Here is a 15,518-nt window from a genome sequence, read left to right on the forward strand (position 1 = left end):
GCTTCTCCAAGTGCGCGGCTGATCTATCCTCTGGTCGTAACGAGGACAGCGTCTGTGGCAGAACGGACAATCATCCTGATGCCATTTATCCGTCCGCGCATGGATTCTGAGGTGGGTAACACCATCCCGATCAAGATAGAAGTTTGCATCTTCTACGACAGCATGATTGACATTGAGCAATTTTTTACATAATGTATTAGCAGAAACCATCTGTGGGTACCTCTGGTATTTCTGAATGTTGTAGTTTGGACGCTAATACATTACAGAAACACAGATGGTTTTTCAATTGCAAATATACATCAGAGGACTGGCATAGTACCCACCATCATGCCAGAAGCCTCCATAAAACTTGTATTTACCTGTCTTGGGTGCCTTAAAAACATACCAGTCAGTATCAGAATCAGCATATGAAACAACACCGTTATATGTCTTATTAAGCTTTATCTTAGTAGCGGAATTAGGTGAATTATTGCCTTCCTTCTCAAGATTGCTGACAGGAGTAGAATTAACAGTAAATGCAATATCTATAGTTTTTTAGTAAATACATTTAAACTATTAAAAGTAAGAGTAGCAGTCTTTCCGGGAGCAAATACAAATGTACCTGTTGATGCAGCGCCTTTTCCGTTATAGACAGAAACTGAATCATATTTGCAATAATCAACAGTCATCTTCATCCATGCAAATCCAGTGTCACTGCTTCCTCCAACAATACAAGCCGTAACACTTGTAGTACAATCAGGCTGTGTAACAAATGTGTACTCTGTCAACTGATCAGGTCCAAGCGTCAGCTTATACTCCTGATTAACGTTAAGAGCTGTTGCAGCCTTGGTTTCAACACCTGATGCAGTTAACATGCTTACTGCAAAAGCTGCTGACATAATAATTGCGGTAACCTTTTTCAATACTTTTTTCATACGTTTCCCCTTTTCTCTATTATTCTGTTCACAAAATATTGCAAACGCGTCCCCTCATGTTTCGTAAAAACGAACGTTGAAATTATAACACAAACAAATATGATGTTCAATTTTTCGACCAATAATAGACCTTAAATCATATTTTGTGCCTATGCATTGCCCTTGTTTTTGTAATTATTAAGTTCAAAAAGGATAGATCAGCTATTTAAAAAAGGCTTTCCTTATCGCATTAGCTATCTGATCTTTATCAGCTCCATCAGCAACTTCTTCAAAAATCTTAGTCCTAAAACCCAAATTATTAAATCATACATTGCTAAACTTATGGCAACGTGCTATAATCACAAACTGTTGCGTTTTTGATTAAGTGTGTATTTATTATACTTGATGCGAAGGCAGTTACTTTACCGATTGGTGAAGGTGAAGTGATGCAGCTTAATAAAGTCATAAAGCTTGAAAAGGGTATTCGTAACAATTATTACACTATGACGATTCCCTCTTCCGGACGATTAACATTTCACACAATCAGTGACAGAATTCAAGGTGTTGAAATTCGTGACAAGGACAATAACAGTATTTTTTTTGATGACAGTAATGGCTGGTATAAAATTGATGATTTTACAAGATACTTAAGAGCCGGCCAGTATTCCGTCAGAGTATGCAACTATTATTGTAACGACTATGCACCGGAGTTTACTTTCTATTTCACTCCTGAAAACGAAAGCTTTCCCGAAACAGAAACAGTAAATAATGATATTCCCGAAACAGCAAGCATCATTCCATCATTATCCGGAACAGTATATACAGGTATGATATGCTCCGGAGCTGAAAAGTATGACTGGTATAAATTTACAGCACCTTCAACATGTGATGTAAAGCTGGTTTTAGCCTCACTCACCGATAGAGTAACTCCCAATTATTTAATACAGGACGGAAACGGAAACTATGTAGCAGATGGTAGCGGTTCAGATGAATTTGCTCATTCATTAAATGCCGGTACCTATTATTTAAGAATCGGTTCCAACTACGCAGGCATTTATACCTTCCAGCTTAAATCAGGATTATCTACAGATGTTTCAACCGTAAAGCTCAATAAAATCAAGGCTAAGGCATCAAAGAAGGGCAAAGTATCTATAAACTGGAATAAAATAGCAGGCAGAAATATTGCCGGATATGAAATTGAGATTTCCGATAGAAAAGCTTTCTACAGCACAATTAAAAAATGTGAAGCAAAAGGAACCGCTAATTCAAAGAAAATAACAATTCCCAAGCAGTACAGAGGAAAGAAAGTTTTCGTAAGAATCCGCGCATATTCTTATCCTACTTCAAATGAAAAGAAGTATTCAGAGTAAGCGGTAAACAAAACGCGTCTTTGAACAGCCTTCCAAAATCATTAGTATTCTCTTAGAGAAACTATTGGTTTTGGAGGGCTTTTATTATGGACAAATTTGTGATGGATATTAGGCTTAAGCAATGGATCCCAATCCTTGAGGCTCAAGCCAGCAGCGGACTCGACAAGCAGACCTTTTGCAAACAGCATGGGATCAGCAGAGGTCTCTTCTTTAAATGGCAGAGGATTCTCCGCGAAAAGATGGCCGAAGGGTTTGATCCTGCTTCCATCTCGCTTCCTGCTATTACTGATAATGGCACTGGAGACATCAAAAATAACGAACCCGTGTTTTATGAGCTGTCTCCTACAGCCCCCTTCAGCCTGGCAGAAAACAGCAAGCCAGTTGAAAATCTCGCATCTGATGCTGGCTTTTTAGCTCCGAAGAATGCATCTGAAGTTACCATCTCTTATGGTGGCTTTTCAATAAATCTGTCAGGTGCCGTTGAAGAAGCCTCGCTCAAATCGATTCTCAGGGCGGTGAAGCATGCTTAACTCCAATGGACTGACATTCTCCAAGATAGTATTGCTGATTGGTAAATGTGACCTTCGCAAAGGAATAGATGGATTAAATTCAATCATCAAATATAAATACAACAAGGAACCACTGGAAAAGGATACGCTCTTCCTTTTTTGTGGGACACGACGTGATAGGATCAAAGGAGTCCTGTGGACCGGAGACAGATCGATACTTCTCTATATCCGTCTCTCAGAAGGGGCTTTCAAGTGGCCCAGAACAGAAGCTGAAGCCAGAGCCATTAATGGAGAAGAATTCATGCGTCTGATGGATGGTTTTGACATTGATCCATCTATTGGTAAAAAGAGGGAGCCTGAGCCGATTGTAGTTAAGCGGCGCCCTTAAAAAACCTAGTGATATTTATAGAATAATTACCACTAGCCTATTGACACTAGCATAGGTATGTGGTAAAATATCACTATGGAGGGCTGAAAAATGTCAATTGTAAAACACACAGATAAACGTTCCGGAGTAACATATGTCTATGAATCCGAATCCTACTGGGATAAGGAAAAGAAGCAGCCCCGTTCAAAAAGGACCCTTATTGGCAAGATTGACGAGGCTACTGGAGAGATCATCCCTACAGGCAAAAGCGGAAAGAAAAAGACGGCATGTACTGATGCCGAGGAACAGTCCCAAGTCCCTGAAGCAATAACAGACCAGGTAGATCTTCTTGCGCAAAAAGATGCCCAGATCAGTTCACTAAAAGAGGAGAACAGGCGTCTTATTAAGGAAAAGCAGGAAATACTTAAAGCACTGGAAGTACTCTTACAGAAATGGTCTTGAAAAGCTAAGGGGGAGAAAAGGTATGAGGGCAGATGAAGAAAGATTCTATGAATCAGCACTAAAGATGGACTATGAAAGTCTGCTCTCAGCCTATGTCTCTCTTCATACAGAGCACGAAGAGCTGCTCCGTACCAAAAAGGAAACTGACAGGATCACCACCGAAGGTGTTATCCAGTTTCAGAAACTAACAAAAGATTACCAGGACTCCCTCATTAAAATAGAGCAGCTTGAAAAGACCATAAAGAAGCTGTCTGATCAGCTTGAACTTAAAAACAGAGCGATCTTTGGCAGAAACACAGAGAAGTTTCTTGATACACTCGCCTCCTCTGAAAATCCGCCTGAAGAATTCGAAGACGAAAGCCAGACGGAAGACTGCGATGAAGGAAACAACAATGGTCATACCATAATAAGCCTTGATGAGTACAGAAAATCCCTGGAAGAAAACGGCAAAGGTAACCCTGAAGGCCGTAAAGAAGGCAAAAAAGATGGTAACAAAAAGGGAAAAGGTTCAAAAAGGAGCAGACTCCTTGACTCTCTTAAAGGCCTTCCTTCACAACTTATCTATGATCTTGACATCGACAAGCTCAACAGTGACTACGGCGTAGGCAACTGGCGTATAGCCATGTGGCATGAGCACTATGTTGTTGAAAAAATAGAAAATCCACTGTATGTAAAAAAGATACTCACTCCGGTTATCTCATCAGGCCTGGAGCACGTGATGACTACCATTCCTTATAAAAATCCCTTAAAAGACAGAACCTATATATCCGCATCTATCCTGGCCGACATACTGTACAGGAAGTTTGTTCTTGCCCTGCCATTTTTCAGGCAGACTGAAGACTATTCCATGCAGGGGCTTGAACTATCACGGCAGGTGATGATCGGATGGGTAAATGAGCTTGTACCGCTCATAATGACACCTGTCTTAAAATATATGACCCGGCTTATGCTCCTTTGCCCATACCATAACTGTGATGAGACATATCTTCAGGTACTCCGTGATGGACGTGCTCCTGGAACCAAGGGTTTTCTATGGGTGCACAGTACAGGGGAACTTTACGACGGTAATCCTATAATCATCTTCATTTATGAACAGACAAGGGGAACAGACCATCTCAGGAAACTGCTTCTGGAATTCCATGGTTATCTGACCTGCGATGCCTATATTTCCTATCATGTGATGGAGAAAGAAAGTGAAGGACGGATAACTGTCACAGGATGCATGATGCATTGTCGCAGATATTTCGCGCTCTCCCTCTTTGTAAGGGATCTTAAGAACATGTCTGAAGAAGAGATAATGCAGCTGTCTGAGGTAAGAGTACTCATGCTCATAAGAGCTATATATCACGAAGAAATGAAGCTTATGAACCTGGCTGCTGATGACAGGCTTGCTGCAAGGAAAGAGTTTGTAGCGCCCAAAGTTAAAGCCCTGTTTGATTACATTCATGAACTTGAGGCTTCTGATGAACCACGTTCAGAGAAGCTATCCAAGGCTATTTCATATGCCATAAATCAGGAAGAATATCTTCGCAGGTTTCTTGAGGACGGAAACATCCCAATCGACAATGGATCGAGTGAGAGGTATATAGCATCCTACTCCCGAGGCAGAGCCAACTGGCTCTTTGCTGATACAATTCCTGGAGCAGAGGTTAATGCAGCCATGTACTCTATTGTTGAAACAGCAAAAGCCAACCAGGTAAATCCTTATGAATATATCAAATACCTTCTCGAAAAGATGCCAGACTTCCTTGATGATGAAGGTAATGTGACAGATCCGGAATGCTTAAAGGACATGATGCCATGGTCAGATGCATTTCATGAGTATGAGCGTGAATGCATGTGTAGGCGCAATAGCCTTTATTCTTCTATGTTTCCGGAGCCAATGGTTCCAAAGTCGCCCAAGAAGGCGGCATCGCTTGCTCCAGATGACCCGGGGCAAAATACCGCATAATGGCAACAGTATAACGCCTTACGTCCCTGCAAGAATAATCAGCAGGGACTATTAGTGACCCAAAAACAGAAAGTAACAAAAGTCACGAAAGTGCACAAACTTTTATGACTTTCGTGACTTCTAAAATAAACTCCACCAAGCTGATAATACTCCTATAGGATTCTATCAATTTGGTGGGGGCTTTTCTATACGCCTTTTGTTTACCGCTTACTATTCAGATTGGAGCAAAGTAGCTTCAGTTAAAGTGAAGAGATAACACACCCCTTACAATCTCAAAAAATATCCATGCTCCTAAAATACAGTGGCATGGATATTTTTCATTTTACATTTTGTATCCTATTATTTCCCTAAACAGACTATTTAAACTGCCCCAGTCATTATTGTGATCATCAGGCATATAATCGGCAATTTCCTTAAGCCTTATCACTTCATCCTCGATAAATTTCCTAATTACAGGAAGCTGGGGATTCTCTTCTTTTTCCGTTGTCCGTTTCTTGATTTCAAGAAGCTCGTCAATTGCAGACCTAAGTTCCTGTGACAATTCCATCTTTAACAGATCATCAAACAAAACCGGTGGTGCTGCGTGATTCTTCTCAATATACATCGCGGCAAGAATAGGCCTAAGAGCATAAAAATACTTCTTGTATCTCACCATCTCACCTGTTAGGTACTCCTGATATGTATGGTTTGCGGTCCCATAGTAATGATATACCGCGGACTTTTCAGAAAAGTACTGGCCCGATACCTCCGCAATTCTGGCCCATTCAGGAGTTGTCCTGTACACTATCGGAGATCCGCTCCACTCGAACAAAGTGGCATTTCCCCTGGCAAACTGCTTCAGCGCCTTCTTCAGATCCCATCCGTTTATATCAAGTACTTCATCAAGCTGCCATTCTATGACATCCCTTGGCTCATCAAGTCTCAGATAGTCCTTTGCATCACGCACGTAAACGAACCTGACATCATAGTCGCTGTCAGGTGAAGCAAACCCCCATGCCCTGCTGCCCGACTCTACCGCATGCAGAATTTTCACATTCTCAGTCTTCTCGATTTCATCAAGCTTTTCATCTATTTCCTTTAAAATATCTCTCATGTAAGTTCCCCTGTAACCGCGTATCTGTTTACGCGCTCAACAAATCTTTCTACCTTCTCCATATCTGGATTATCAGGAAGGGTTGTTTTCTTCGCAGCCTCATCCAGTTTTCTCTCATACTCATCAAGCATCTCAAAGAAAGCAGGTGAATAGGATCCATCCGCCTCCATGAAGTCGCCCCTTCGAATTGCGAGCAGTGTATCCAGGTCATTCGTCCTGTGCGTTATAATCTCGCCTTTTTCCAGAATATCAATCGCCATCATGAAAAGTCGAATCAGATGCATTGCATGCTTATTAAGGTGGTTGTCATCCTTCTTTTTGTTGCGCTTGCCGAGCTTGTCATAGTCTCGCACAACGCTCCGCATGACTCCCCACACATCCTCATAATCACGAAGCGGAAAATGCTCATAATTTGCATCTACAAATATCTCTGTATCAAACTCAGGATTCTCTGCCTTATCGATATACAGCTTCAGTCCGCCCTCAGTTTTCCCATAATATCTTCTGTTCACATCATCAAGGGCATGCATAACAGACTTCAGGATATGCTTCTCCCTCTCACTCTGCAGAAGGCTGTCCCTTGCTATCGCGTTCTGAAGCCTTCGAAGCTGAGAATCCGCATAACCGCCGAACGTCTTTATCGCTCTTTTGGACAAAAACATATGGCTGTTATCTTTTAATTCCTGTCCCAGCTCAGACATAATAAGATACTGATCATCATCAAGCCCCAGCATCTCACATGTGTTCGGATTGCACTCCACAAGAAGCTTCACCAGCTTGTTGAAACCATAGATAACAGTATCTGTCTTATCATCCTCATACTGATCAAACTCGGTAAGCCCCAATAAATCAGACGGCATCTGCAATGTAACGCCTCTGAAATCTATATCGCTGTTTTCATTATTAGTTCCATATGCATAGCTGCCACCGAGTCCCAGCAGCATTATTCTATTTCCAAGTCTCTCATTAGTTCTAAGGAAATCATACTCCTCAGACTGCATCAGCTTTACAAAATTCATATCCCTTTTCTTTCCTTAGCCTTTTCAATGAACTCCCCTGCTTCCTTAAAAGCCTCCGGGAGATAATCAGCATGCCATTCTTTTCCGGCCTTCTCTGCCTTTTTGATATCAGCCCAGGCTTTGTGAAGTTCTTCCTCTGATGAAAAAGTCACACCGCTAAACACATGCGGATGTCTCCTTACCATCTTATCAGAGATTCCCTTTACTACATCATCAAATGAAAAAAGGCCTTCCTCCTCAGCAATAACAGAATGGAACATGACTTGTAAAAGAAGATCCCCAAGCTCTTCCTTGAGGTTCTCAGGATCTCCTGTTTTTTCAAGTATATTGATTCCACCAATGACTTCAGCAGCTTCTTCAATACACTCAGGTTTCAAACTCGCATGAGTCTGAGCCCTGTCCCACGGACAGCCATCCTCAGCCCTCAGTTTCTCAACCACTTCTTTTAATCTGTCTATCTCTGACATGGTATTGTCTCCTCCAACTATAAGCCTTCCCATTACAATCCTATTTCAGTGCGGCACTGAGACTGTTAGGAATCCCTCTTGGTCCCCTTACAGCATAAATTGCGTATTCTGACTTAAGCTTATCAAAAGTGAACTTATCACGTTTATAGCGCTTCAAAAGCTTAATCTTCATAAGTGCTGTTATTTTGAGGTTCTTATCCTCATAGTCATAAGGAATATTCACCTCAGTAACCTTGCATTTATAAAGGATTGCTGATACCGGAGCTCCCACATACATGAAGACTGTGTCGCCCTTGATAATCCCGCTTCCCTGCTTCCAATCAATCTCATCCGATGCTTCAAAAGCGGCCTCAATGTCATAATATTTGGGATTAGCAGGTACAATCCATTCCTTAGCAGGCCGCATTTTTGCCTTCTTCTTTGCAGATGCTGTCGCCATATAGCTTGCATCCAGCAGATCAAAAATCTGTTTCTCCGGTACTGTCCCATCGAGCAGAACCGTTATCCAGTGCTGCTTATTCATATGATACGCCGGCATAATTCCGTCCTGCTTAACGAGCATATCTCTGAAAAACATATCCTCAATTTTCAGATTGATAACCGCCACAGAATCAATTCCAGCAAGCCCCAGCTTATCCCTTCCAACATCCATAACAAGAGCAAACCATTTGTTGTTATCAGCATGTCGGAACACTGCATTGCTGTCATATTTACGCCATGGATATTCGGGCAATACTTTGTATTTCTTTTTAATGTATGCAAATACTTTGTCTTTCATGTTCTCTTTACCCTTTCTTGAAAGGATTATGGTAATATCTCTTCAAACTGTTGCCGATAACTATACTATCACAATCAATCTATGGAGGGATATCTGATATGAAAAGAGAAAAAATTGCATGCTCCTGCAAAAATGTTAATTATGGCAAAATTCTCGATGCTGTAAAAAATGGCGCAGATACATATGAAAAAGTCCAGAAAGCGACCGGATGTGGTACAGGCTGCGGAAAATGTCGCGATTTCATCACTACCATGATCCGCGATATCATTATGTTTCCGGAAGATTACGAATGATCATAACCCAGATACCTGTGCTTCCGCCCCAAATTTAGATGGTTTTGAAAAAAAGAATAAATACACCCCAAAATCTATTTTTACAGCCGCATCAGCTACAACAATCCACAAAAGAGGAATACCGGGATTCATATACCCGACTGCAGCTATGATGATACATACAATTCCAAGCATTATCATGCTCGGGCCATGAACAACGAACCAAAGCAAAAAGTGGATCGCTGTTGCCAGAAGCACTCCCAGCCATATCTGTCTCCAATGCCATCCAGGGATAAATGGGCCTGCTATAGCAAACATCAGAATGAACAGCGCCGCTATACTTATGTAAATCATCCTTATCTGTACTTTTGAGATGCTCCCCTGTGAAAGCTTTTTCCTAAGTTTTTTATTTACATTCACGCCAAAAAAGCAGGCATAATATCCAATAAGAAACACAAAAGGATTAACAAGAAACCTCCCACCCAAAACTGCGGAGATAATCAAAACTACTCCTATAAGCATGAGCCAAAGTCCGCATTGTTTCTTGTGATTAAATTCAAGCACTTCTTTCATTTTTTCTCCTCTTTCAAATCAAGCCTCGTCATACCAGCCTTTACATACGTCACACCATCCCTCTGCATCGACAGCTTTTTCAAGTTCATCAGGGGAAAGCTTAACGGATGTAAACTCATTCCCACCCGCCGGATGAACATATTCAAAGCGCTTCATCGAAACATCAAGCCAGATCGGGACTCCCGATTTTACTGCAAAAGGACATACTCCTCCGGGCTGAAAACCTGTCAATTCTTCAACAAGGTCCCTTGCCACCATTGAAGGCTTTGTGTGGAACTGCGCTTTGAATTTCGAACTATTAACTCTCCCATCTCCGGCCATTACAACGATTACAGGCTTCTCCTCAACCATGAAAGATAACGTCTTTGCAATTTCTGCTTCGCTGCAGCCTATCTGCTGAGCTGCATGCTCAACTGTATCGATGGTTTCAGCATGCTCCGTTAATCTGTCCCCAAAATTCCTTCTGATAAGATACTCTTTTACTGTTTCGTTTACCATTTCAATCCTCCCCGGCCACTATCATCAAGCATTTCTGTCCATATTTTATCACGTTATGAATCAGCTCAAACATTCATATGGCAAAATATTCTTTTTCACCTTTCTATTTTATGCCTGACACATAGAAACATGCTAAAATGGTAGCCATAAAGGTTTTAGCAAAAATGGAGGGATTCGTATGAAGAGTTTTAAAAAGCTACTTATCTTATCAGCTGTTGTAGGACTGTTTGGGATGGCCCGCATACCTGCTCATGCAACAACGTATGATTCAGGAAGCAACACATATCCACTGGAAATAGGTGCAGGTGATGAAATAACTGCCGGCACATATACAGGAGAGATACATTTAACGGTGAAGTTCGCCTTAATGAGTACGCAACAGTTACTAATGGTACATTTAATGATTATGTGATGCTCAGCGTTGGAAATATATCTGGCGGGTCGTTTAGTAATCTGCAGGTAATGTATTCAACCCCGTCTTTTAACATGGCATCTCAGGTTACAGGATGCACGATAACAGGACAGATTTCCGTTATAAGTCCAAATGGCTACACTGTGAAACCTGTTATATCAGGAATAACAGCAACTTCAAGTGCTACTTTTCTTGATGTTTCTGCCCTTCCGGAATCTGACTGGGCTGGCATTTTTACGGCAGCAAGCGACCAGCATAAGACAGTTACATTATCCATTAATCCCCTCAGGACAATGGCGCTGCAAAATGTCCGTGCCGGCAGGTTTGATAAAATAAACCTGAAATTCGATCCTAATGGCGGAAGCGGAAACATGGCTGACGGTTTTGCATATAAGTATGGCTCGAGCGGTCTGCCCAATAATACCTTCACAAAAAGTGGAGCTACGTTTACAGGATGGAGCACAAAAAAGTACGGGGCACCTGCCTATACAAATGGGGCTATTGTTTCAGGGACAAACCTTGGTAATGTAGGAGAAACAACCACCCTATATGCGATATGGAGCGATACTCCTGAAAATGAGCCCTCTGCCAATGAAGCTCCCGGAAATGAGAGTGGTCAGAAAAAATCTGATAAAGCGGAGCCACAGAATAACGAACAGGCTCAGAACAGCAAAGACACTCCTCCAGAAACTGGTTTAAAACCCGGAGAGGAAACTGCAGATAAGTCAGGCACCAAGGTAAAGGCATCTTCTGATGGAAAAACAGTCACAGTAACGGGAGCAAAAAACAAGAAGACTGTGAAAATCGGAAAGGCCGTCACAATAGGCGATACTAAGTATCCTGTAACAGCACTCGGAAAAAAGGCCGTTACCGGCAAGAAAGTAAAAAATGTTACCATTGACGCAAAAAATCTTACTTCAGTCGATAAAAATGCTTTTTCAGGAGCCAAAAACTTAAAAAAAGTTACGATAAAAGGCGTAAAGAAAGGCTCAAAGATAGCAAAGAAGATTGAAAAAGCTGCTAGAAAAGCGAATAAGAATGTCAAAATAATATATAAATAAAAATAACCATTCTTCGAGGGAAAGAATTTTGTTTTAGGGGAAATATGTATGAAAAAAGTGTGCTACTCTCTCATGGAAGAAGCAGGCCAAAGGCGGCATCAAAGGCTATGAGATACAGTACAGCACAGATAAGAATTTCAAGAAGGATGTTAAGTCTGTAACAGTCGGCAAAACCAAAACAACTACAAAGACGATTAAAAAGCTTCAGTCTGGCAAGAAGTATTATTTCAGAATTCGCACCTTCAAAAAATCAGGCTCTGACAGAATTTATTCTGAATGGAGTAAAACCAAGAATATCAAAGTAAAATAATATATGCCCTGTGTCGCGTTTCTAGCCGCAACACAGGGCCTTCTTTATAAAAATCTAATTGCTACTCCCACTTCTTCCACACTTCAGGCTGATACCCCAGTGTGGACTGCTTTCCATTCCTTACAACCGGTGTCTTAATGATCTGCTGATTCTCAAGAAGCTTCTCAAGCTTGTCCTCATCAGCGATATACTGCAAAAGGGCTACGGCATCCTTATCCTTCGCATCAGGATTCACCATGTTCATGATGCCACCATTGGCACTTGCAACTGATGTGAGCTCACCCTTACTCATGCCCTTTTCCTTCATATCAACGAACTGGAACTTTATTCCGCGCTCCTTGAAAAATCGCTCAGCTTTCTTTGTATTATTACACTTTTTCGTACCGAATATCTGTATCAACGTGCTACCTCCATATGCTGCCTGCTGCCAAAGCCGTCTTTTTTCAGATCAGAATCCAAATAATCATAACTCGTAGCCACAACCTTGATGAGATTCATAGGCTCCGGAAGCTTTTTCATGACATCAACCGGAATCTTCTTGTGTTCCATTATCTTCAGATACTCATCGGAAAAAGGTTCCACCATACCGGCAATGCCCTCTACCTGAAGGCTCTTAAGCTGTCCGAATCCGCCATATGATTCAAATATCGCCAGCCCAACATTCTTGTTTTCTTTTAGCCCTTTGAACTTAAGACCTCCCTCTGAAAAGAAATAAAAATCACCATCCACATAGTTGTATTCAATAGGCGTATTTCTCACCATCTCCGAGGATGCCGTTGCGAGCGCGCAGGTATTATGTCCTTTTATAAAACTAACAATCTTCTCCTCCAGAGCAGCCTTCTCCATATGTACTGATTCTTTATCCTTCAAAAGCCAATGATTCGCTGCTGACTCATAATCCATTTCCCACATTTTTTATTACTCCTAAAACAAATTGTTAGCACTATTATACTCTACAGCCGTGTAAATGGGCCAACGAATAACCTTTTGATGGAAAGACCACCTACCAAAATCCGAGTCCTATGCCTAATTCAAGTGATGATAATAATGAATGCGGCAAAGATCTGTGTATAGCTGCCCTTGCATGTTGGATTATCGGCAATTTAATGTTGTTTACAGAGGTTGCAATTGTTGCCGGTTTCCTGCTTATAGCTGGCTTTGTAATTGCGCTTATTGCGATGGAAAAGTATCCTGACAGTAAGTTTGCCAAAATACTTACAATTTTATTTGTCATTGAGATAATTATCGTAATTATATGCATACTCTATGTAATTCATACATGCATGTCCTGTCTTAATGGGGGCAGTTCAGAAATGGGTTAAAAAACCTCAACAAAAAGAGCGGAACCTCTTACGAAGCACCGCTCAGCATAAACACTATTACTTTTTAAATAAACCACCGGCGAGATTCTTGATATCTCCCAAATCCAGCTTTCCATCAGCAACTGCTGCCTGTACCATCTTGATGTCCGATTCACTGACATCGATGTTTGCTTTCTTGAACAGCTCCTTTGCCTGTGTCGGATCAGCCTTCGCAATCTGAGCCATAAGTTCCTTGTTATCATTGATCTGCTTGATGATTTCCGCAATGTCTGCCATACCTAACCTCCTTCTTTATGAAAAACTTAATTGTTAGCAATATTATACTCCACCGGTAGAGCAAATTGGCAAATAACCAAAGGGGGTATGTGATTTGTAAATGAAAAGGCTTTTTCGAGCATTTGGTACCCATCAATTTTCAAATCATGGGTACCAAATCATTAAAAAGGTCTTCTCATTTACTTTTGGGTTTGAACCCACATTAAAATAAGGCTAAAATGTATACCAAAACGCTAAAGGACGCACTATGCATACTATTTGGTATTGGTTGCCTTACTGTATGCGTATTTGGTTTTATACTTTAATAGGGAATTATATGGAAGAAGGGCTTATTACTATGGATTATGATTGTGGCTTTTCCAATGATAATAAATGGTTCAGATATCGAGCTGCGGCTATTATCGTTGAAGAAGGATGTGTTCTTTTTGCAGGAAATGAAATTGATAATTATTACTACTCTATCGGAGGCGCTGTTCACATAGGAGAAACAGCTGAAGATGCCGTGAAAAGAGAAGTACTGGAGGAGACCGGCGTCGCTTATGAAATCGATCGCCTTGCTGTGATTCATGAAAACTTTTTTACCGAGAATCAAGGCTCTTTAAAAGGAATGGATTGTCACGAGATAGCAATGTATTTCCTTATGAAGCCAAGGGGAACCAAAGAACTTCAAAGTGACAGCTATACTCAAGGAGTTAAAGAAAACATGTACTGGCTTCCGATCTCGGAACTGGACAAATACAGAGCTTTTCCGACATTTATGAAGGAGTATCTCCAGAAGGAACATAGTGGGGTAGAACATATTGTATCAAATGAAACTAAAAAAGCTACAAAACGCTGAGATCACAACTATATATCAGGAGCGTCTGGTTCACGATTTTATCGAGGATGAGCTCAAAAAGCTCCCGGTCATTCTCAAAGCTGTTGATGATGGAATATATGAGTGTCTGGGGATTTATGATGATTCTGAGATAATCGGGTACACATTCCTTGTGAAGCAGGGAATGAATTACCTTGTGGACTATCTTGCTGTTTATCCAAAGCACAGGAATAAAGGTCTTGGCGGTGAAATCATCAGGATGCTTCGTGAATATATGTCAGAAGCCGGGCTTGTTATCCTTGAGGTAGAAGATCCCGCTTATACTAATGACCGCGACCTTAAAGCGCTGCAAACAAGGCGCATAGGTTTTTACAAACGGAATGGCTGCATCGATACAGGACTCAAAGTTAGGTGTTTTGGCGTCCCTTTTATCATACTTGTGCTTGAAAATAGCACTATCATATCCAATGAAAAACTGTGGGAGTTGTACCGGTCCTTTTATGGGGCAGTTTTTTCAATGGATATAGTAGAGAAAAATATAGAGTGTCTGGGAGGATGAAAGAGCATGGGGCTGTCGCACTAAGAATTAGTGCGAGGCCCCTTTTTAGTGCTAAAAGTCTTGATTAACACAAAGACCAGGCTTCGAAAAGCCTGGTCTTTGCTGTAAAATATATTTATGCTACTAAATAAAATCTTACAAGGAAATTATAGCCTTTCTTCCTTAAATCATCAAATAAAACTTCCGCTCGACTAGGGTTGTTTCATGAAGAAGTTTTTGTGCAGGAGAATGCCATAATCAGGTGGAGTAGTTGCTTTTTGAGATGTTATTATCCTATATTCAGCATAAAAAAGCGCATAGTTATCCCTATGCGTCATCAAAAGGAGTAAAGGTATTGTTATTCTCAAAAATCAATACATACTGGGAATTGGTTCAAAAATAAACTTTGCCACACATGTAAGATCCGAGTCCACTTCATCCATTATATCTATCATCTGTATCCGGTTCACAGGATCTTCTAATTGCATCAGCCTTGCTACGTTATATGATATTTTTCGCAAAACGGATAA

The 15,518-nt window shown here is 41.0% G+C and carries 22 protein-coding genes and 1 pseudogene; 13 read left to right on the forward strand and 10 right to left on the reverse strand.

Translation table 11 applies throughout. The features are described from left to right. Positions 1–54 precede the first annotated feature (54 nt). The gene (locus BLR42_RS23095; protein WP_155829878.1) at positions 55–192 is read left to right on the forward strand and encodes a hypothetical protein; all 138 of its coding nucleotides are present in this window, start codon (positions 55–57) and stop codon (positions 190–192) included. 332 nt (positions 193–524) lie between these two features. On the opposite strand, the gene BLR42_RS19820 is transcribed toward BLR42_RS23095, so the two are convergent. Continuing rightward, a complete protein-coding gene (locus BLR42_RS19820) occupies positions 525–914 on the reverse strand; it encodes a hypothetical protein (RefSeq protein ID WP_091872925.1) in 390 nt (129 codons plus the stop codon). Positions 915–1,339: 425 nt separating this feature from the next. Here BLR42_RS19820 and BLR42_RS19825 point away from each other — a divergent pair, with 425 nt between their 5' ends. The 5 genes from BLR42_RS19825 (at position 1,340) to BLR42_RS19845 (ending at position 5,552) form a co-directional block, all read left to right on the forward strand. Next, positions 1,340–2,263: a hypothetical protein gene (locus BLR42_RS19825; protein ID WP_091872928.1), complete on the forward strand. Its 924-nt coding sequence runs from the start codon at positions 1,340–1,342 to the stop codon at positions 2,261–2,263. 86 nt (positions 2,264–2,349) lie between these two features. Continuing rightward, positions 2,350–2,793 carry an IS66 family insertion sequence element accessory protein TnpA gene (locus BLR42_RS19830; protein ID WP_091872931.1) on the forward strand — a complete coding sequence of 148 codons (444 nt, stop codon included), beginning with the start codon at positions 2,350–2,352 and terminating at the stop codon, positions 2,791–2,793. Further along, positions 2,786–3,160, forward strand: a complete 375-nt coding sequence (gene tnpB / locus BLR42_RS19835; RefSeq protein WP_091872934.1) for an IS66 family insertion sequence element accessory protein TnpB — start codon at positions 2,786–2,788, stop codon at positions 3,158–3,160. Before BLR42_RS19830 ends, tnpB begins: the two co-directional genes overlap by 8 nt. Positions 3,161–3,250: 90 nt before the next feature. Next, the gene (locus BLR42_RS19840) at positions 3,251–3,601 is read left to right on the forward strand and encodes a hypothetical protein (protein ID WP_091872937.1); all 351 of its coding nucleotides are present in this window, start codon (positions 3,251–3,253) and stop codon (positions 3,599–3,601) included. A 22-nt stretch (positions 3,602–3,623) separates the two neighbouring features. After that, positions 3,624–5,552, forward strand: coding sequence for an IS66 family transposase (locus BLR42_RS19845; RefSeq protein ID WP_091872939.1), 1,929 nt, complete (start codon positions 3,624–3,626; stop codon positions 5,550–5,552). A gap of 322 nt (positions 5,553–5,874) precedes the next feature. On the opposite strand, the gene BLR42_RS19850 is transcribed toward BLR42_RS19845, so the two are convergent. The 4 genes from BLR42_RS19850 to BLR42_RS19865 are packed head-to-tail and all read right to left on the reverse strand — an operon-like array spanning position 5,875 to position 8,909. After that, complete coding sequence (locus BLR42_RS19850; RefSeq protein WP_091872942.1) at positions 5,875–6,645, reverse strand: nucleotidyltransferase domain-containing protein; 771 nt, start codon at positions 6,643–6,645, stop codon at positions 5,875–5,877. After that, positions 6,642–7,664, reverse strand: a complete 1,023-nt coding sequence (locus tag BLR42_RS19855) for a nucleotidyltransferase domain-containing protein (RefSeq protein WP_091872945.1) — start codon at positions 7,662–7,664, stop codon at positions 6,642–6,644. Before BLR42_RS19855 ends, BLR42_RS19850 begins: the two co-directional genes overlap by 4 nt. Then, positions 7,661–8,131, reverse strand: a complete 471-nt coding sequence (locus tag BLR42_RS19860) for a MazG nucleotide pyrophosphohydrolase domain-containing protein (protein ID WP_026499210.1) — start codon at positions 8,129–8,131, stop codon at positions 7,661–7,663. The genes BLR42_RS19855 and BLR42_RS19860 overlap by 4 nt, the downstream gene beginning before the upstream one ends. Positions 8,132–8,171: 40 nt before the next feature. Next, on the reverse strand, positions 8,172–8,909 hold the full coding sequence (locus BLR42_RS19865; protein ID WP_091872947.1) for an MmcQ/YjbR family DNA-binding protein: 738 nt from the start codon (positions 8,907–8,909) through the stop codon (positions 8,172–8,174). 98 nt (positions 8,910–9,007) lie between these two features. Here BLR42_RS19865 and BLR42_RS19870 point away from each other — a divergent pair, with 98 nt between their 5' ends. Beyond that, positions 9,008–9,202: a (2Fe-2S)-binding protein gene (locus tag BLR42_RS19870; RefSeq protein ID WP_242876770.1), complete on the forward strand. Its 195-nt coding sequence runs from the start codon at positions 9,008–9,010 to the stop codon at positions 9,200–9,202. Here BLR42_RS19870 and BLR42_RS19875 read toward each other — a convergent pair whose 3' ends face one another. Both BLR42_RS19875 and BLR42_RS19880 read right to left on the reverse strand, forming a co-directional pair. Beyond that, positions 9,203–9,754, reverse strand: a complete 552-nt coding sequence (locus BLR42_RS19875) for a DUF6609 family protein (RefSeq protein WP_091823804.1) — start codon at positions 9,752–9,754, stop codon at positions 9,203–9,205. It lies immediately after the preceding gene. Positions 9,755–9,772: 18 nt separating this feature from the next. Next, positions 9,773–10,252 carry a YbaK/EbsC family protein gene (locus BLR42_RS19880; protein ID WP_022762659.1) on the reverse strand — a complete coding sequence of 160 codons (480 nt, stop codon included), beginning with the start codon at positions 10,250–10,252 and terminating at the stop codon, positions 9,773–9,775. 178 nt (positions 10,253–10,430) lie between these two features. Between BLR42_RS19880 and BLR42_RS19885 the strand changes: the two genes are divergently transcribed. The 3 genes and pseudogenes from BLR42_RS19885 to BLR42_RS24140 all read left to right on the forward strand — a co-directional run. Continuing rightward, positions 10,431–10,664: a hypothetical protein gene (locus tag BLR42_RS19885; RefSeq protein WP_091872950.1), complete on the forward strand. Its 234-nt coding sequence runs from the start codon at positions 10,431–10,433 to the stop codon at positions 10,662–10,664. A 50-nt stretch (positions 10,665–10,714) separates the two neighbouring features. Then, positions 10,715–11,725: an InlB B-repeat-containing protein gene (locus BLR42_RS19890; protein WP_207648587.1), complete on the forward strand. Its 1,011-nt coding sequence runs from the start codon at positions 10,715–10,717 to the stop codon at positions 11,723–11,725. Between the two features lie 73 nt (positions 11,726–11,798). Then, a pseudogene (locus tag BLR42_RS24140) lies at positions 11,799–12,035 on the forward strand (fibronectin type III domain-containing protein); the annotation flags it as partial. Between the two features lie 61 nt (positions 12,036–12,096). Here the strand turns inward: BLR42_RS24140 and BLR42_RS19900 are convergent. Both BLR42_RS19900 and BLR42_RS19905 read right to left on the reverse strand, forming a co-directional pair. Further along, the gene (locus BLR42_RS19900) at positions 12,097–12,435 is read right to left on the reverse strand and encodes an arsenate reductase family protein (protein ID WP_091872955.1); all 339 of its coding nucleotides are present in this window, start codon (positions 12,433–12,435) and stop codon (positions 12,097–12,099) included. Continuing rightward, positions 12,432–12,947 (reverse strand): pyridoxamine 5'-phosphate oxidase family protein, encoded by a 516-nt coding sequence (locus BLR42_RS19905; RefSeq protein ID WP_091872957.1) that lies wholly within the window; start codon positions 12,945–12,947, stop codon positions 12,432–12,434. Before BLR42_RS19905 ends, BLR42_RS19900 begins: the two co-directional genes overlap by 4 nt. A gap of 110 nt (positions 12,948–13,057) precedes the next feature. Here BLR42_RS19905 and BLR42_RS19910 point away from each other — a divergent pair, with 110 nt between their 5' ends. Then, the gene (locus BLR42_RS19910; RefSeq protein WP_091872960.1) at positions 13,058–13,357 is read left to right on the forward strand and encodes a hypothetical protein; all 300 of its coding nucleotides are present in this window, start codon (positions 13,058–13,060) and stop codon (positions 13,355–13,357) included. 57 nt (positions 13,358–13,414) lie between these two features. Here BLR42_RS19910 and BLR42_RS19915 read toward each other — a convergent pair whose 3' ends face one another. Beyond that, complete coding sequence (locus BLR42_RS19915; protein WP_091872962.1) at positions 13,415–13,633, reverse strand: hypothetical protein; 219 nt, start codon at positions 13,631–13,633, stop codon at positions 13,415–13,417. A gap of 337 nt (positions 13,634–13,970) precedes the next feature. Here BLR42_RS19915 and BLR42_RS19920 point away from each other — a divergent pair, with 337 nt between their 5' ends. Both BLR42_RS19920 and BLR42_RS19925 read left to right on the forward strand, forming a co-directional pair. After that, a complete protein-coding gene (locus tag BLR42_RS19920; protein WP_091823934.1) occupies positions 13,971–14,471 on the forward strand; it encodes an NUDIX hydrolase in 501 nt (166 codons plus the stop codon). Continuing rightward, a complete protein-coding gene (locus BLR42_RS19925; RefSeq protein WP_091872964.1) occupies positions 14,443–15,009 on the forward strand; it encodes a GNAT family N-acetyltransferase in 567 nt (188 codons plus the stop codon). Before BLR42_RS19920 ends, BLR42_RS19925 begins: the two co-directional genes overlap by 29 nt. The last annotated feature ends 509 nt before the right edge of the window (positions 15,010–15,518 follow it).

This window comes from Butyrivibrio sp. INlla16, from assembly GCF_900104155.1.
Taxonomy (GTDB): domain Bacteria; phylum Bacillota; class Clostridia; order Lachnospirales; family Lachnospiraceae; genus Butyrivibrio.